Annotated in this window: 19 protein-coding genes; 14 read left to right on the top strand and 5 right to left on the bottom strand. The window is 30.2% G+C overall.

Features of this window, described 5'->3' with window-relative positions; translation table 11 throughout:
• Positions 1-9: 9 nt before the first annotated feature.
• From MUA21_RS12275 to MUA21_RS12245, 7 genes are all read left to right on the top strand, one after another.
• Positions 10-447: a Panacea domain-containing protein gene (locus tag MUA21_RS12275; protein ID WP_069996215.1), complete on the top strand. Its 438-nt coding sequence runs from the start codon at positions 10-12 to the stop codon at positions 445-447.
• The gene (locus tag MUA21_RS12270; RefSeq protein WP_262561411.1) at positions 434-1,510 is read left to right on the top strand and encodes a hypothetical protein; all 1,077 of its coding nucleotides are present in this window, start codon (positions 434-436) and stop codon (positions 1,508-1,510) included. The genes MUA21_RS12275 and MUA21_RS12270 overlap by 14 nt, the downstream gene beginning before the upstream one ends.
• A 181-nt stretch (positions 1,511-1,691) precedes the next feature.
• Positions 1,692-1,865, top strand: a complete 174-nt coding sequence (locus MUA21_RS12265) for a VraH family peptide resistance protein (protein ID WP_262561410.1) — start codon at positions 1,692-1,694, stop codon at positions 1,863-1,865.
• A gap of 797 nt (positions 1,866-2,662) precedes the next feature.
• Entirely contained in the window at positions 2,663-3,091 is a 429-nt protein-coding gene (locus MUA21_RS12260; RefSeq protein ID WP_262561409.1) for an Ohr family peroxiredoxin, read from the top strand.
• A gap of 313 nt (positions 3,092-3,404) precedes the next feature.
• Positions 3,405-3,602 carry a hypothetical protein gene (locus tag MUA21_RS12255; protein WP_046207035.1) on the top strand — a complete coding sequence of 66 codons (198 nt, stop codon included), beginning with the start codon at positions 3,405-3,407 and terminating at the stop codon, positions 3,600-3,602.
• A gap of 39 nt (positions 3,603-3,641) precedes the next feature.
• Positions 3,642-3,905 (top strand): hypothetical protein, encoded by a 264-nt coding sequence (locus MUA21_RS12250; RefSeq protein ID WP_262561408.1) that lies wholly within the window; start codon positions 3,642-3,644, stop codon positions 3,903-3,905.
• A gap of 616 nt (positions 3,906-4,521) precedes the next feature.
• Positions 4,522-4,962 carry a hypothetical protein gene (locus MUA21_RS12245; protein ID WP_262561407.1) on the top strand — a complete coding sequence of 147 codons (441 nt, stop codon included), beginning with the start codon at positions 4,522-4,524 and terminating at the stop codon, positions 4,960-4,962.
• Positions 4,963-5,732: 770 nt separating this feature from the next.
• Here the strand turns inward: MUA21_RS12245 and MUA21_RS12240 are convergent.
• A complete protein-coding gene (locus MUA21_RS12240) occupies positions 5,733-5,900 on the bottom strand; it encodes a hypothetical protein (RefSeq protein WP_262561405.1) in 168 nt (55 codons plus the stop codon).
• Positions 5,901-6,102: 202 nt separating this feature from the next.
• Here MUA21_RS12240 and MUA21_RS12235 point away from each other — a divergent pair, with 202 nt between their 5' ends.
• Complete coding sequence (locus MUA21_RS12235) at positions 6,103-6,627, top strand: GrpB family protein (RefSeq protein ID WP_262561404.1); 525 nt, start codon at positions 6,103-6,105, stop codon at positions 6,625-6,627.
• A gap of 59 nt (positions 6,628-6,686) precedes the next feature.
• Here MUA21_RS12235 and MUA21_RS12230 read toward each other — a convergent pair whose 3' ends face one another.
• Positions 6,687-6,896 carry a hypothetical protein gene (locus tag MUA21_RS12230; RefSeq protein WP_262561403.1) on the bottom strand — a complete coding sequence of 70 codons (210 nt, stop codon included), beginning with the start codon at positions 6,894-6,896 and terminating at the stop codon, positions 6,687-6,689.
• A 188-nt stretch (positions 6,897-7,084) separates the two neighbouring features.
• Here MUA21_RS12230 and MUA21_RS12225 point away from each other — a divergent pair, with 188 nt between their 5' ends.
• From MUA21_RS12225 to MUA21_RS12215, 3 genes are all read left to right on the top strand, one after another.
• Positions 7,085-7,279, top strand: a complete 195-nt coding sequence (locus tag MUA21_RS12225; RefSeq protein WP_262561402.1) for a hypothetical protein — start codon at positions 7,085-7,087, stop codon at positions 7,277-7,279.
• A gap of 220 nt (positions 7,280-7,499) precedes the next feature.
• Positions 7,500-7,661 carry a hypothetical protein gene (locus MUA21_RS12220; RefSeq protein ID WP_155390637.1) on the top strand — a complete coding sequence of 54 codons (162 nt, stop codon included), beginning with the start codon at positions 7,500-7,502 and terminating at the stop codon, positions 7,659-7,661.
• Positions 7,662-8,230: 569 nt separating this feature from the next.
• On the top strand, positions 8,231-8,536 hold the full coding sequence (locus MUA21_RS12215) for a hypothetical protein (protein ID WP_073345049.1): 306 nt from the start codon (positions 8,231-8,233) through the stop codon (positions 8,534-8,536).
• Between the two features lie 151 nt (positions 8,537-8,687).
• On the opposite strand, the gene MUA21_RS12210 is transcribed toward MUA21_RS12215, so the two are convergent.
• Complete coding sequence (locus tag MUA21_RS12210) at positions 8,688-9,101, bottom strand: YxeA family protein (protein ID WP_262561400.1); 414 nt, start codon at positions 9,099-9,101, stop codon at positions 8,688-8,690.
• 339 nt (positions 9,102-9,440) lie between these two features.
• Between MUA21_RS12210 and cspD the strand changes: the two genes are divergently transcribed.
• Positions 9,441-9,641, top strand: a complete 201-nt coding sequence (gene cspD / locus MUA21_RS12205; protein WP_019469926.1) for a cold-shock protein CspD — start codon at positions 9,441-9,443, stop codon at positions 9,639-9,641.
• 569 nt (positions 9,642-10,210) lie between these two features.
• Here cspD and MUA21_RS12200 read toward each other — a convergent pair.
• Both MUA21_RS12200 and MUA21_RS12195 read right to left on the bottom strand, forming a co-directional pair.
• A complete protein-coding gene (locus MUA21_RS12200; protein WP_262562266.1) occupies positions 10,211-11,644 on the bottom strand; it encodes an MDR family MFS transporter in 1,434 nt (477 codons plus the stop codon).
• A gap of 253 nt (positions 11,645-11,897) precedes the next feature.
• On the bottom strand, positions 11,898-13,517 hold the full coding sequence (locus MUA21_RS12195; protein WP_046207028.1) for a PucR family transcriptional regulator: 1,620 nt from the start codon (positions 13,515-13,517) through the stop codon (positions 11,898-11,900).
• Between the two features lie 317 nt (positions 13,518-13,834).
• Here MUA21_RS12195 and allW point away from each other — a divergent pair, with 317 nt between their 5' ends.
• Together allW and allB are read left to right on the top strand one after the other, a co-directional pair.
• Positions 13,835-15,325, top strand: coding sequence for an allantoin permease (gene allW, locus MUA21_RS12190; RefSeq protein ID WP_046207027.1), 1,491 nt, complete (start codon positions 13,835-13,837; stop codon positions 15,323-15,325).
• Complete coding sequence (gene allB, locus MUA21_RS12185) at positions 15,315-16,676, top strand: allantoinase AllB (RefSeq protein WP_046207026.1); 1,362 nt, start codon at positions 15,315-15,317, stop codon at positions 16,674-16,676. The genes allW and allB overlap by 11 nt, the downstream gene beginning before the upstream one ends.
• Positions 16,677-16,723 lie beyond the last annotated feature (47 nt).

The following is a 16,723-nucleotide window of genomic DNA, read 5'->3' as shown; positions in this document are numbered from 1 at the left end:
TTGATGATAATGAGAGAATTAGCGGACCATATTCTGCATAGAGCAAACGTTATAGACACTCCTATTACAAATTTACAATTACAAAAAATCATGTATTTTACTTTAGGGTTTATGCTTGAAAATAATAGAGAGTTAGCAGAAGAGATGTTTAATAACGATAAAATGGAAGCTTGGTTGTATGGACCAGTTGTCCCTGATGTCTATGAAAAATATAAAAAATACAAAAATAGACCTATTGAAGAGTTGGGTGTAAATTCGATGAAATTAAATTCTGGAGAAGTGAATGAAATAATAGATCTTTTAATAGATGTGGATCCATTTAAGCTAGTGAAAATTAGCCATAATCACCAATTTTGGAGAGAACAAGAAGATGAAATAAAATATAATAACAAAAGACCAAGTTATAACTTTGAGAATATAGAGGAAGCTTTTAATGTCAAACAGTAAGCTAGTATCTGTAAAAGATTTAAAAGATGAATGGAAAATAGATTTTAATAAAAGTAAACAAGAAATTGATATGATATTTAATTCGGAGTATAGAGAATATACAGAAAGACCTAGTGATTATAGTGGAGAAAATTTTGATGTAGATAAATTACAAAACATTTGTCAAAGTATTGAGCCTCAATATATCCCATACTCATCACTGACAGATATAATATTTTCAATGGATATAGAATTAGATAAAGATGAAGAAATGGAAACTGATTTTGTAACCGTAATTCAATCTAAGGTAAACGACTATATATTAAAAACATATAAAACTGAGGATATCGATTTAAGTAAGGGTACTTCTCAATTTGATGAAATAACAAAAGAAACTAAAGCTATTATAGAAATTGATAAGATTGAAGATAAGGAAAAAAATGGCATTATTGTAATGCATAAGATAATTGAGCATATAAATTTAGCGATTTCTCAAAAACGTGGTTTATATGAGAAGCAAAAGCGAGAAATTTCAGGTCTCAGTAAATCAATAGAAACTTTCAAAGAGAAAGCTGATAAAGATTTAATTGAAATAGAACGAAGATATAAAGAAATTAATGACAAGCAAAATGATATGATTTCTCAATATATTTCTATTCTGGGGATATTTGCAGCAATACTTATGACTGCATTTGGAGGAATACAATCGTTCACTTCAATTTATAAAAATAATTCTTTCAATTTAGTAGATTCTTTACTTATAGCTTGTATTGGATTTTTAGGTATTTTATTAATGATGTTTTTATTATTAAATTCAATAGCTAAATTATCTAACAAAAATTTGGATAGTGGCAATAGTGAGAATAAGTGGTATCTTAGGCATCCAACATTTGTAAACAGTTTTATTATACTTTCTACATTAATTTTAATATGTGTAACTTATAAAATGTCAGTGAATCCCCCAAATTTTAGTTGGAGGGGAGCTCTATATATAGTGCCAATTACCTATTTATTGATAATGGTAAGAATCTTTGATAATTATACAATTAGGCAATTTTTCAAGGATATTAAAAATAAAAAATAAGCAAGTATATTCAATGGATTTTCAAGGGCAAAAAAATGGCATAATTTTGATAATAAGGGCAAGCGTACAATGGTATTGAGTGGCGACCTCATCTAATTGATGAGGTTTTTATTATGCTAGGTTGTATGATAATCTATATTTAAATAAAACTAAGTGATTTAATACATGAGGTGATTTTGTAATGAGTTTAAAAGAAATGTGGAACTATTTGTTAAACAAGAAGTGGGAATCTAACGACATTTGGATTGTAATTTTATATATGCTAATTGCAAGCTGTTTTGTAACGCCGTTACTAGGAGTGCCAATTGGTGTAATCGCCTATTTAATTCTTAATGAAGGTGTTTTGAAAAAATAATGGATTTATCATTATGTCTATATTGCATCGAGAAATGAATAAGAAGATTATATTTAGAGAGGGTGTATTATTTTGGCAAAGTATTTTACTTCTACCAAAGTAGGTTTATATTTGCTAGCTATTATAATACTACAGCCTATTGTATTTAAAGCCTTTGATTTAAATAGATCTATTTTATTAGAAATTACTGGTCATAGTATATTCATAATTATAGGGTTAATATTTATATTTTTAAATTTTCATTTCGACAAAAAGGATAATAAAAATAAACACTAGTGATATTGAATTACAATATTGTAACTGTAAATTCAGTATCTCACGCATGCGGGAATGAATACGTAATTGAATACGTAAATTTTAAAATGTTGTAAATTAATGCAAATGATGAATAGTTTAAACTATTGATTTATCAACTGTTCACAAGTGTTACAAAACTATAAAAAATCACTGCTTCATCGAGTGGGAATAATATATAGAATGATGAACCCCCTTAAGTCTTTGGCTTAAGGGGGTGTTTTTGTGTTTGAGAAATTATGGAAAAGTCAGAACTGGCAGTCTTATGGGTGAGTTAAATAAATTATACGTTGAATTGATTGAAAGTATTATAGACAAATAGGACTTTTACTTATGTATTTGTCCTATTTTTTAATGAGTAGAGACAAATGACAATTTAACACTTATGATTTTAAATATCTAAAAAATAATGATAGAATACAATTAGATTAAGCTTAATTCGATATGTAAAACGGTTAATTAATCATTATTATTGAATTTCAAAAATTATTGGAGTGATTTTCATGGCAAAACCATTATTTGAAACAACTGTCATAAGTAATGGAGGAAGAGATGGAAAAGTTTTTAGTGAAGATAATACATTTTATCAAGACTTAGCTGTTCCAAAAGAAATGGGTGGCAACGGCGTTACAGAGTCAAACCCTGAACAGTTATTTGCAGCAGGTTACAGCTCTTGTTTTAACAATGCGCTAATGCATATTTTGAAAGGTGCAGGCAAAGGTACAATTGAGCCAGAAGTACGTGCGACTGCTTATTTATTGCCAGATAAATCTGATGGCGGTGTGAAATTGGCAGCTGAATTAGATGTATTACTTAAAGATCTCAGCCAAGAAGAAGCGAAGATGTTCGTTGAAAAAGCGCATAATTATTGCCCGTATTCGAAAGCACTAAAACACACGATTGATATTGAAATTACTGTAAGCGTTAATTAAGTAAAGTGATGCAAAAAGCTAGATAAGATTTTTTTGGAATTTTATCAAGAAGTCATATATTTATATAACCGTATCTTAATTGGTGCGGTTATTTTTTATGAAATAATATAATCCAACTAAATGTTTATGTACTTTTATTAAGAAAAAGTATCAATTGGGTCATAAGCATATTAGAATAAATCAGAAAATATTTTTTGGAATTTAGCACTGTATTTTTAGTGATGATGAGATTGTTACATCATTAAATAATGGGTCACCCTCAGTGGAAGCATCAACATTCTTAACAATAATTTTATAATTTGGAGTGGCAAATATGCCTAAATCACAACAAGTATTAGTTGGTATATGTCTAATATTATTTAGTTTTAATTTTATAGCCCCTATTATTGGAACAATGCTGCATATTAAAATATTAGAATTTAGCTCACCTCTAATTAAAACTGTACAATTCGCCTTTGTCATTATTTTTGGTATTTTTACATATAGACAAATTAAACGTAAAGGTTTCTAGAAGAGTAAGATTAAAATACTATATGATTGGAGTTTTAATATGTCTATGCCAACCATAGTCATGCTGATACTTACTATAATGATGCTGTTATTTGTATTTGTTTTTGGTCTATTACTTGATAAACCAGTGATATACATGTTTATTGCGTTGTTTGTTCATTCAACGCTTTTATTCATCATTCGTTACTTCTGGCAAGGAAAAGAATTTGGACAAGCATTTACACATTCTTTTGATTTAATCACCATAACAATAGTTATTATATTTACAATTTTGAAAGTTCAAAAAGCAAAATCAAGTGAATAATACGTTTGATTATAGGTTTACCTACTATTGATAAAACGAAGAGTGTATCTTTTATATAAAAGCACAATCAGAATAGACTAATAAAATTTGAAAATCAGTGTTATGAGAAATTATAAACACCTAAAATACCATTTTAAAATAAGGTTGAATCATATTTAATCATATAAAAAGAGTTGGGAACATTGCTAAGATATAGTTTCCAGCTCTTTTTATTTTGACTTGAACATTTTGACAGACTTGATATTACCAATATTTAAATTTAAAACTTACATATTATTACTATTTTCTATCTATATTTTTACTTAAATAAAAATATTACCTTAATAAATGACTCCTTGCAATATTATGGTAATTAGTAATGAATCCATAAATATTCGTTATTAATTTATAAAATATATTGAATACATATAACAGATAACTTCTTGATAGTTAAGGAAAATTTTATATTACGAAAATTCACTTTAACAGTAAAAATAAGAGAGATATTCATATTACAATAACTCCATTAGAAAGGAAGTTTTAAAATGAAAAAGGTACTATTATCTACAGCTTTATTAATGACAGTTGTACAATTTAGCAGTCAAGGGCAAATGGTGAAGAGATTCCTCATGGTATTTTGCATAAGGATGGAAGGTTTACAGAACCAAATGTATTTCCGCATAAAGATATAGCAGAAGTTGAAGAGCCGAAAGAATTAGAAGATGCTACGAAAGAATTTAATCATAAATCTAATAGTGAGACGTCATTGCACAATAATGCAGTAAATGAAAAATATAAAAATAAAGGTGTTTTAAACTCTAAAAACCCAGTAGGAGAAAGTGATCGATTTAATAAAAATCAGAACTTAGATACTTTGAAAAATAATAATTTCTCAAAATTTGAGACTGAAGTAAAAAATTCAAAAAATAGCGTGAAGCACAATGCAATAAAAGCATTACCTAATACAGGCATGATTTCAGATAATAGAATATTAACCATTTTTTTAGCGAGTATCTCATTGATTGCGGGTAGTTTATTATTATGTAAACGTGTTAATTTTAAGTTTTTTCAAAAATAAGACATTTTAGGTATTACTATTGTGATAATCTTACAGTGATGTCATTTTGAATAGCATTAATCATAACAGAAATATTATGATGTGGATGTAGTCACAATCGTTTACTTTCCATAAGATATTCATAGCTGAAACATTATTATGTTTCAGCTTTTGTTTTTATTACAAGTATAGTTTAAATTGGGATATTTTCAATTACAATAAGTTAGATTATTTACAAACAATTCACGTTTTAAAATGTATGATATTATAAAAATATAATTCGAAGTATCTTTTTGAACTTGAGCGAATAATAGTAAGTTATACAGTACATTTTAGGAGAGGTAAAATGAAAACGATTAGCATTATTTTAGGGATTTTAGTTATTCTTTCTTGGCTATTTGTAATAAAGGAATATAAAAATGGAAATCAGGACACTCATAGAGCTCAAAATGTTATGTTATTAGCTTGTTTGTTAACTATAATTATGACCGTTTTACAATTATTTTATTAGCCGTTCGTGAAAATAGGTTTGTAAATGAACAAATAAGTAATGCTATATAGAAGTCTAAACATATTTTGTTAAAACAATTATAAGTGTTTTCTATCGACAAGTCTTTTAAATCATATGAAACTAGAGTCTTGTCATAATAAAGGAAAAGAACTATTGTTTCACTATTAATCAGGAATTTTCTTATAGTTTATGAGGTTGCTTTTTTTTACATAAACTAAAATATACTGGTCGATTTCATAGTGTTAAATAAAATATGTTGAGACATTGTTAGTTTTTAAACTTAGGACTGAGACTTAACTTTATTGTAAAGAATACCTACGCCACAGCTGCTATATCCTAATTGGTAATCGAATTTAATGATTTCGATATAAGGATTTTCCTCTAAAAATTCATTAACTTTCTTGTTTAAGCCTTTTTCTGTCATTGCTGTTAAACTTACAAATTTCATACGCTGACTCCTTTACTATTTTTGTTTTTATTATATTATACAGTATTTTAGAAACATACTTTTCACAGTTCGAGTTTTAATTCAACTATATCATTGCTCATTTATGGTAGAAAGTGACCTTATTTTAAAATGTTTTAGTTAAGATGAATTTTATGACACTTTTTAATAATAATGAGGATAAAAGAAAGTAGGAAATTGAAGGATGGAAATTATATTAAAAAAAGATTATGAAAAATGGGAAGCACAATTTGTTAAAGAAAAAGAGCTATTGTTAAAAGTAGTTGGTAAAGAAATCATAGAAGTGCATCACATTGGCAGCACAGCTATAAAAGATATTTATGCTAAGCCTGTTATTGATATCATGGTAGTCGTGGAAAATATAATGCATATGGATAGTTACAATAATACGATGCGACAATTAGGTTATGAACCTCAAGGAGAAAGTGGTATCAGTGGTAGAAGGTTTTATATAAAAGGTGTGGATACTAGAACGCATCATGTCCATATGTTTCAATTTGATAACTATGAAAATATTGATAGGCATTTGGCATTGAGAGATTATTTAAATGCTAATAAAACAATTGCAAAAGAATATGAAAAATTAAAAATCATACTCGCTAACAAATATTCAAATAATAGAAGTGCGTATTCAAATGGCAAGTCGTCTTTTATCAAACATGTAGAGCGTGAAGCATTAAAGTGGTATCAAAGGAATCAAGATGGTTAGACTCCCTACGGTCTTATTTATATAATCATCAAGTCTTTCACCTTATTTTGATTATTCGATTACAAATTTAAATTAAGTAATAATAGATAAAAGCCTGTTGCCATAACTGCAAACAAACACCACATAAAGCGACATTGTTTACCATTCATTGCTGCGGTACCTTCGTTTTTAGCTCGTCTAATCAGTTTGATATGTAAAAGTATTGTTGAATTTGAAGCATATACAAAAACGAAAATCATACCTAAAAGTGTAAGTAAAAATAGTTGCACAATACCCCTCCGACTTTATGATATTTGATCCATATAATTTTTAAAAATAACCACGAGCAATATTAATTATAAGATAACACATATGTTTTTAGGTTGTAATAAAAATTAAAATTTATTTCAATATTTATTCTTTGAAAAATTTATGGTACGATGTGGAATAAATCAGATGATATCTTGGAGGGCGAACCATGGCTATTATATTGTTGAGCATTGTTTTAATCGTTAATTTTGTTGAAGCGCTGTATTTAGCAATCAAATTTATTCGGTTGAAAATGCGTAATGCACCAGATCAAGCGTATAAAGATTTAGTGAGTTCTCCATTTTGGTTAATGTCACTCATCATTTCGATTATATTGTTTGTGATTGCATACATATTGAGTTGAAATACTTTAAGTGTGGTTAAGAGGGATTTGATTGTGTTTTATAAATAACCAAATTATTGCATTTGCGTCGCCAAATTTATCTTTAAATCATATCTTCAAGTAGAAAGTTTTTATTACTGGTTCAATCGATGTAAAAACAGGAACATCATTTAATTATGTTATTAAATGAATTTCAGTATAGGAATAATGTAAATTAATATAGCGGAAAAGGAGTAATCCAATGAAATTTTCATCTATATTAATCAGTATGATAACTGGTTTACTTATGTTTTTAGTGACGTTTTATACTAGCAATCATTCTGTTATACCATCATTATTTATGGGGATTGTCGGTTTAGTAACAAATATATGGATTGGCATCGAAGCAAAAAAGCGATTATGAGCATTAAAATGGTAGAAAATATTAGAAGTATTAAAGACTGAGGCAAATGTTGTCTCAGTCTTTATTTTATCATTCAGCAATTTTTGTATTTATGAATGTTATTATGGTGGTATTACTATCAAAACTTAGGAATCTGTTTTATGCATCATCAATCCAATAAGGAATAATGAACTGTTAGACGATATCATCTTATACTCATAGAATATAATGTATTTTGATAGTATAAAATAATGAAATGTTTTAAAAATTTTTAAAAAGGATAGATATAAAATAGGTTCATTATAAGGAGATGAGGTATATGGTTTCGGTGTTTTTAGAAACGATATAGAGAATCGATAATATTTTATAAATTTATTAAATTACTTCCTTGAATTATAAGTATAAAAAAGAATGATCTAAATTAAAGTTTAAAATATCATTTCAGGGTATAGATGTAATATATAACTTTTGGAGTAATTTTATTTCATTGTAAGTGGTACGGCGTGATTTATTGTTTTACGTTTAGTGTCAAAAAGATAGCATGTAACCTTAATATGAGATGGATTTTGTGAATGAAGTGGGGGATATGTATGGTTAATTATTACAATAAAGATATCAAAATTGATAGAACTGATGAGATGCGCACGGATGAAATTTCTAAAATGATTGAAGAGGGTGGACTTGGTGCTGATCAATATTATGTTATAGATAAGTATCAGCCTAACCATAAGAGATTAGTAGAAAATATCGATCAATTTCGGCAAGAATTAGTTCAAATGGATAATGATGATTTAGTAGACATTTTGATTATTAACACTCAAGAAAATACAAGTTCTAAGTACAGCCAAGCATTAATGATTATTAAGCATGAAATAGTCAAAAGAATGAATAACTAAGGTGTAGTCACTAAAAAATTACAATCAAAGCGCACAAGTTAGAAAACATATTTTGTAAATAAATAATTCTAGCTTGTGCGCATTATTATATTATTAGCTCATCAAAATAATATTTTTATTAAGTGCATTGTTTTGATTAATAATGTGATGTTTAAAGGTTATTGAATGCTTTTTTAGGTACTTTATTTTTAGGCACTTCTTTATAACTTTGGACATGCCCAAGTTCAGTGTCTAATTTTAAGTAATGATTTGTTTTTAAGGGTTTTTCACCAAAACCATTAAAATCTAAATGTCTTTTTTCACCTTTTTTGTTATATCCATTTTGCTTATAATTATATGTGACAAAAGTTTCTCCATCATCACTTTTGTTGTGCTCAACTTTTGTTGGCTTTTGAGTTTTTACATAATATGCTTCATTAGTAATGAGCGGATTTAATTTGGCAAAACTAACAACATCAGGATTGTCCGAATGTTTTTCTGCATAAACTTTCCAGCCAAAAAGGCCGATAAAAACAATGATAATGATAACAAAGATATTTAGAAGTACTTTTACAAACCTGTTCATACTTATTACCTCCTTAAAGTAACTATCTATAATGTAAAAGTTATTTGATTTGTTTTCTATATTTTTAAGTTACAAAAATGCATTTTAAAATAACGATTTTGTCATTTTTCATATTCAATTAAATTATATATTTCAAATGGATTATATTACTAAAAATAAAGTGTAAAATATATTTATTTGAAAATAGGGGTATACAAAGGTCTGATTATTCGTTATACTAGGTATTAAGTAATTTAGTTCGTGAAATTGATTTGTAGTTTTATTCTTTTGAATTTACTCCTTTTAATTTTTTAGACAGATTACAAATTTTTGTGCAAAAGCACTTGGAGGATTTTTATTATGAATAACGGTACAGTTAAATGGTTTAACTCAGAAAAAGGTTTTGGTTTTATCGAAGTAGAAGGCGGAAACGATGTATTCGTACACTTCTCAGCAATTAACCAAGACGGCTACAAATCATTAGAAGAAGGACAAGCTGTTGAATTCGAAATCGTTGAAGGCGACCGTGGACCTCAAGCAGCTAACGTTATTAAATTATAATAACGCATAAAAGAAGACGAGCAACGCTCGTCTTTTTTTATTTGTCTTAAAATCGATCCCTGAAGTTATATATGTAATTACTTTAAAAGGTGCAAATTCAAAGTCAACTTGTTAGTTATGACTCGGATTTGCACCTATTTTTTTACTACCAATAAAATATTAATAACTCTTGCAAGATTGCTTAACATTAATACATCATTTGAAGCCAATCTTATAAAAGAATGGTAATAGCCACAAATAGCAACATAAAAATTAATTTTGGGTGTATGCATGTAGAATGATTTTTAACATCATTTTGGGTTGAAATAGAGCCTTTTTTGAGTACTTCAATGAGAAATTACATATGAATACGTTGTATTTTGACGAGACTTTTGAGGGAACAGAACAAGTTGAAGACTATAGGCTGAAGCTGTCGCCCTAAGAAAGTGAGCCAACAATACGAAATATTGAATAATAAAATAGCTATGAAAAAATCTATCGTCATAGATTTCTTCATAGCTAATCTTAGTGTGTTTTTACACCGTTCAAGTTGCTGAAGCGTTGCTACTTTCACTTAAATAGATTTAATATTATACTTCACGCGTATTATCCGCTTTATTTTTTGTTTTTATCAGTAGTGTTAATATAAAACCAATAATTAATAATAGCGTAGTGAATGCAAATGCTGCGTCGACACCTTGTACAGTCGCTTGTTGTGCAATATCTGCTTTGGACTGATGCTTACTTGGAACATAGTTTGTACGAACAATTGCCATAATTGTAATCATAATGGCAGTACCAATCGCACCTGCAATAATTCTTAAAGAATTAATAATCGCAGTACCGTGTGAAATATTTTTACTTTCTAATGCGTTAATACCAATTGTATTCAGTGGCATAATAATCAATGCTACAGCAAACATTCTTAAAGCGTAAATGACGACAATATACCAATAAGGTGTGTCTGAAGTTAAGAAACAATGTAGTATTGTCATAAAAATTAAAAGGACAAATCCAGGAATCGCCAATACTTTCAAGCCATATTTGTCATATATTTTCCCTGTATAGACGGACATAAATGCGTTGACTACTGCACCTGGTAAGATAACAAGACCTGACAGAATTGCAGATAGACCTAAGCCTGATTGGACATAAATTGGAATCAATAATGCTGGGCCTACAATTCCGATAAATAATACCATAGACGCAAATGCAGATAGTGAAAATGTACGATTTGTAAATACGCGCATATTTAATAGTGGATTATCTATTCTAATTTGTCTTGTTACGAAAATGGTAACAATCAAGATTCCCACAATAAGTGAAATAATAACGATTGGTGATGTGAAACCTAAGTTGCCTGCGCTGCTAAAGCCGTAAAGCATTAAACCAAAACCTAATGTTGAATATATAACAGAAGTTTTGTCTAATTGTGTATGTTTGGTTTCGTTATTACTTTCTACAAATATTGCGCCTACAATAAATGCGATAATCGCAATAAAAGCTACCACAATAAATGGTGCTCTCCAGCTAAATGTATCAATTAAAAATCCGGTTAAGGTTGGTCCGATTGCTGGGGCTGATTGTGCTACTATACCGGTAAGTCCCATTGCAAATCCACGTTTCTCAGAAGGGAACAGTGTAAATACAGTGAATTGCATAAGCGGTAAAAGTATCCCTGCACCAATCGCTTGAATTACACGTGCAAACATGAGTAAGCCAAATGTAGGTGAAAGTGCTGCAATGATTGAACCAATTAAGAACGCACTCATAGAAAAAATATAGAGCGGTCTTGTGTGAAATCGATCCATAAGAAAGGCTGTTAGTGGAATCATGATACCATTCACTAACATAAAGCCTGTAATCAACCATTGAGCAGTTGTGTCAGTTATTTCTAATCCCGTAATAATTGCTGGTAGTGCGGTATTGAGCAATGTTTGATTTAGCATCGCTACAAAAGCACTACTTAGCATAACTAATATAATCGTATTTCTTTTTTTATTAGATATAACATTCTCCGACATCATAAATGCATCTCCTTTTTATAACATCCCATCGATAAATTTTAATTATTTTAAGTTAGCAAAGCAAACCATTCGGTTTAAAAAATTAATATTTTTTGCAAAGAATTTTTAGAGAAAATGAATGCATAGATAATATAGGTTGGAATCGCTTGTTTTAGAGGTAACATAGATCACTGTTGTTTTATTAATGGAAAAAGCTACGTTGTTTGCATGATTGCGCAAACAGCGTAGCTTTTTTAAATAGATGGAGCGATTAATCGAAACGAATCATTTCAGATACATATAAAGCGATACGTATATTTAAGGAATGAACAGGGTCTTCAATATTTGTACCAATCATATTACTGCATTTATTGATTCTATATTTTACAGTATTTCTGTGTATAAATATTTTATCTGCCGTTTTTGTTATATCGCATTGATTATCCATGTACACTTTTAAAGTTTGTTTTAATTCTAAATCCTTTTTTTGTTTTGGATAACTCAGTGGGCCCAAAGTATGTTTTACGAAAGGTAATAGCTTTTCTTGAGGGATAAGTTGTAATAGCTCCTGAATATCTTTGGAATGATATTGTGAGATAAAAGTTTTTGCATGATTTAGCAGTTCATTTTCAAAGGCTTCATTTGCTTCAAAAAAGGAAGAAGGTAACTGTGTGAATTCTGTTACTTCATTTCCGATACCAAATGAAATCGTATCATCAAAGTACTCACTATAACTTTGTTGTATTTTTTTTAGGTATTCAAAGTAATATTCATGTCGATTTTGGATTAATATCGCAAAACGATCGTTACTCGGTAATTTATAAACGCTGATATAAGAATCAATATCAGTTAATTTATGCTTTAACCAAAGGAATGTGAGATGGTGCCGCTCATTTAAGTAGTAACTATTTTCTAGATTATTTTTGGTGTCAATGCCGCAAATGATAATTTGATAATAGTCAGAGGGATAAATATAATATTGTCTTAATAAATCAGCATGCTTTTTGATCGAAAGGGTTTGATCGTTTTGATTATTGACTAACGATTCGAAAAATCGATTAATATCATTTTCCTCGGCTTCTTGTATTTTGGTGTTTTTGTATAAGGCGAAACTCAACACGCTGACTACTTGTTCGAGTGTTAATAAACTAAAGGGATAGGAAAGCTTATTAACTTGAGAAACCATTAAATAGTATGGAAAGTATGTGTAACCTAATACTTTGAAGATTACATGGTCTTTATTTTCAAAGACGAGGTTATTTTTATCATATGTTAGCGCATCTTGATAATGGTTCATGAAATATTTGGTATGTTCAGCCATTAAAGCGTTACCTTGTCTATAATGACGACTGTATGCTTCAGGTGCTTTGAAAGGATCGAATAGAATGATAGGTACACCTAAGAGTTTGCTCATACGCTCAATCATAGTATCAATACTGAAGCCTTTGATTAATAATTGGTTTAATTCTTGTTGTACTTGTAATGCATAATTTAACTTTCCAGTTTCAGAGTCTGAAATAAATGAAGAAATCTCGTGTGTAATTTCACCTAAGTTCCAACTTTCTGGTATTTCAATTAATGGGAATTCGATAGCATCCGCAAAATCAATGACATCTTGCTCGATTTCGTGTAAAAATCTTGAAACTTTGATTCCAAGTCCAGCAGTGTGTATATCATTTAAATCTTTAATTAACTTTTTTAAGTTATCTTGATTATCTTGAAACAAGACACCGGTTGTTAAAATAAAAGAATTATTTGAAGTAAAATGCTTAATATCATTATTTTCAGTAATGTCTAAATTTGTCACTTCTGCTGATAAATCTCCGTTGCTATTTAACAATTTTAAGCCTTTAAATTGGGGAACGGATAAAATTTCGTTTAGAGTAGTCATAATTATGTCCTCCGCTTCTGATTTACACAATCACTAGTAATGAAAATGCATGAAAATATATATAATGATAAATTCTATTTGTCTGTATTTATCTTAAAAAACAGGGTTTTTGTCAATTTGTGATAACGATTGTTCAAAATGTTCAAAAAATTTAATGTATATCATTAATTATACACTTATTTTGTTCGATTCCTATAATTTTATTGTTTAGAAATGTCATTAATAACAAAGAAAAACGCTTACACTCGTACTACACTTATAACTGAAGATTATACAACTAGTTATTAGCTTGTTAAAGTAAAGGAGATAAAAATAGAATGGGAAGACAGGAGAACAATGCGGCATTATCACAAGCGGTTTTCGAGAAGCGCGGTTATAATAAAGATATAATGCCTAAGACACCGACACAAAGAAATAACTCCGCATTTAACTTTTTCACACTATGGATGGGTGCTGTCCATAATATACCTAACTATACTGCAGTTGGGGGATTCTTATTATTAGGACTATCGCCATTACAAGTCATATTTGCATTAATATTAAGTTCTTTTGTAATCGCTTTATTATTAGTTAGTAATGGTTATGCTGGTTCTAAATACGGTATTCCATTTGCTATGCATTTACGTCATACATATGGTGATGTAGGCGCGAAGTTACCCGGTATCCTACGTGGCGTTGTCGCAGGTATCGCTTGGTTTGGTCTACAAACGTTTGCGGGGTCACAAGCACTATTAATACTATTAAATAAAATATTCCCTGGTTTTGCGGATATTGGACAAGGCATATCGATACTTGGTATTTCTGTTCCAGGTCTCATTGCATTTTTAATATTTTGGGCTATTAGTTTTGCAATTGGATTTGGTGGTGGAGATATTTTAAATAAATTCACAGCTATATTAAATCCACTTATTTATATTGTCTTTGGTGGTATGGCTATCTGGGGCGTTATGGCTGCTGGTGGCGTTGGAAATATTTTAGATTATGAAATTTCTACAAAATCTAGTGGTATCATTTACCCAGCGATTTTATCCTTTATTTTAATTATCAACTCGCTATTAGGTGTGTGGGCAGGACCTGGTGCAAGTGTTTCTGATTTTACGCAAAATGCAAAATCTACTAAAACACAAGTGGTTGGTCAAATTTCAGGTATTGTAGTTGCCCACATTTTATTCGCGATTGCTAGTGTGTTCATCATTATTGGTGGCTCGATTTATCTTGGACATCAAGAATGGAATATCCTAACAATTATTAATGAATGGAGCAACTTCTGGGCGATTCTGATATCTACTGGTGTGCTATTGATGACGACGATTTCAACAAATGCGACGAGTAATATCATCCCAGCAGCATATCAACTCACTGCACTTTTACCAAAATGGATTAACTATCGTCGTGGCGTAATTATTGCCTCGGTATTGAGTATAGTCATTATGCCGTGGAAGATGATGGAAGAGGAAGATAGTATTTTCTTATTCCTAAACGCGATAGGTGCTATTCTTGGTCCGGTAGCAGGTGTTATGATTGTTCATTTCTATATTGTGTCTAAATGTCACATTGATATAGATAAGTTGTATTTTGATTTGAAAGAAAAAGAGCACAAAATACCACGTATTAATATTTCTGCATACGTCGGAACGGTTGCTGGTGTCATCATTTCACTATTAGGATTTTTACCAGCATTTACAGTGATATCAGACTTTTCTTGGTTTATAGGCTTTGTCATTGCCGGTGGTGTTTACTTAATTTTACATTATGTATTCCATGCAGAAAGAAGAAAAAAAGGAGGAGCAGATTATAATGAAGTATGATTTGATTATTAAGAATGGTTTAGTCATTTTAGAAGACGGAGAGCAACAAGTTGAAGTCGGTGTTAAAGACGGTAAAATTGTCGCTATTGGTCAAGCATTGGGAGAAGCTGAACAAGTTATTGACGCACAAAATCAAATTGTTTCACCTGGTATGGTGGATGCGCATGTGCATATAACTGAGCCAGGCGGTGGCTATCGTGATGGTTGGGAAGGATATGTTACAGGGACAAATGCTGCTGCTAAAGGTGGCGTGACTTCATTTGTGGAAATGCCATTAAACCAAGTTCCAGCTACAACTGACAAAGCGTCTATCCAAGCAAAATTTGATGCTGGAAAAGATGAATTATCAGTGGATGTTGCAAGTTATGGTGGTTTAGTACCATATAACTTAAACGGTGGTATTCAAGAATTAGATGAAGCAGGTGTTGTGGCTTATAAAGCTTTCTTAGCAACATGTGGTGACCGTTCTATTGAGGGTGACTTTGAAAATGTTGATGATTATTCATTATATGAAGGTATGAAGCAAATTGCTAAGACTGGCAAAATTTTATCAATTCATTCTGAAAATGCGGCAATCACTGATCGATTAGGTGAGATCGCAAAAGAAAATGGTGAAACGACATTAAGTGCTTACGTGGATAGTCGTCCTGTATTTACAGAAGTTGAACCAATTCGTAAAATTATTTTATTTGCTAAGGAAACGGGCTGTCGTGTGCACATTGTACACGTTGCTTGTGAAGAAGGCGTTGATGAAGTCATCAAAGCACAGCAAGAAGGTGTAGACATTACTTGTGAGACATGTACACACTACTTGTACTTCTATAAAGAAGAATTAGATGACATTGGACCAGTTGTTAAATGTTCTCCACCAATCCGTGAGCAATCTCGTTTAGAGGGAATGTGGAACCGCGTATTAAACGGTGATATTAGTTTTGTAACATCTGACCATTCACCTTGTACGCCAGACTTAAAAGATACTGACAATGCATTTGAAGCATGGGGTGGTATTGCTGGATTACAAAACAACGTAGACATTTTATTCGACGAAGGTGTTCAAAAACGTCAAATGCCATTAACAAAATTTGCTGACATTATTGCGACAGCACCAGCAAAACGCTTTGGTTTAGACACAAAAGGTAGTATTGCAATCGGTAAAGATGCTGACTTCGTATTTATTAAACCAGACGCACCTTATACATTACAAGCTGAAGATTTAGCTTATCGTAACAAAATGAGTCCATATATCGGTCGTGAAATTGGTGCTCAAGTCACACGTACAATTTTAAGAGGACAAGAAATTTATAGTGATGAAGCAGGTATTTCAGACAAACGTATTGGACGTTTTATCTAAAAGTTTCTTGAAAAGCTTGAAGCTAAGGATGTTGGAATATTAAAATC

Origin of the sequence: Staphylococcus ureilyticus, from assembly GCF_025558845.1 — a bacterium.
GTDB classification, from domain to species: Bacteria; Bacillota; Bacilli; order Staphylococcales; family Staphylococcaceae; genus Staphylococcus; species Staphylococcus ureilyticus.
The sequence above is the reverse complement of the archived record's forward strand: the minus strand, read 5'-3'. Positions and strand labels throughout refer to the sequence as shown.

Bases quoted from the DNA above. Each gene is read 5' to 3' on its own strand.
- MUA21_RS12275 (WP_069996215.1), top strand. From the start codon at position 10: ATGAGAGAATTAGCGGACCATATTCTGCATAGAGCAAACGTTATAGAC.
- MUA21_RS12270 (WP_262561411.1), top strand. From the start codon at position 434: ATGTCAAACAGTAAGCTAGTATCTGTAAAAGATTTAAAAGATGAATGG.
- MUA21_RS12265 (WP_262561410.1), top strand. From the start codon at position 1,692: ATGAGTTTAAAAGAAATGTGGAACTATTTGTTAAACAAGAAGTGGGAA.
- MUA21_RS12260 (WP_262561409.1), top strand. From the start codon at position 2,663: ATGGCAAAACCATTATTTGAAACAACTGTCATAAGTAATGGAGGAAGA.
- MUA21_RS12255 (WP_046207035.1), top strand. From the start codon at position 3,405: ATGCCTAAATCACAACAAGTATTAGTTGGTATATGTCTAATATTATTT.
- MUA21_RS12250 (WP_262561408.1), top strand. From the start codon at position 3,642: ATGTCTATGCCAACCATAGTCATGCTGATACTTACTATAATGATGCTG.
- MUA21_RS12240 (WP_262561405.1), bottom strand. From the start codon at position 5,900: ATGAAATTTGTAAGTTTAACAGCAATGACAGAAAAAGGCTTAAACAAG.
- MUA21_RS12235 (WP_262561404.1), top strand. From the start codon at position 6,103: ATGGAAATTATATTAAAAAAAGATTATGAAAAATGGGAAGCACAATTT.
- MUA21_RS12225 (WP_262561402.1), top strand. From the start codon at position 7,085: ATGGCTATTATATTGTTGAGCATTGTTTTAATCGTTAATTTTGTTGAA.
- MUA21_RS12220 (WP_155390637.1), top strand. From the start codon at position 7,500: ATGAAATTTTCATCTATATTAATCAGTATGATAACTGGTTTACTTATG.
- MUA21_RS12215 (WP_073345049.1), top strand. From the start codon at position 8,231: ATGGTTAATTATTACAATAAAGATATCAAAATTGATAGAACTGATGAG.
- MUA21_RS12210 (WP_262561400.1), bottom strand. From the start codon at position 9,101: ATGAACAGGTTTGTAAAAGTACTTCTAAATATCTTTGTTATCATTATC.
- cspD (WP_019469926.1), top strand. From the start codon at position 9,441: ATGAATAACGGTACAGTTAAATGGTTTAACTCAGAAAAAGGTTTTGGT.
- MUA21_RS12200 (WP_262562266.1), bottom strand. From the start codon at position 11,644: ATGTCGGAGAATGTTATATCTAATAAAAAAAGAAATACGATTATATTA.
- MUA21_RS12195 (WP_046207028.1), bottom strand. From the start codon at position 13,517: ATGACTACTCTAAACGAAATTTTATCCGTTCCCCAATTTAAAGGCTTA.
- allW (WP_046207027.1), top strand. From the start codon at position 13,835: ATGGGAAGACAGGAGAACAATGCGGCATTATCACAAGCGGTTTTCGAG.
- allB (WP_046207026.1), top strand. From the start codon at position 15,315: ATGAAGTATGATTTGATTATTAAGAATGGTTTAGTCATTTTAGAAGAC.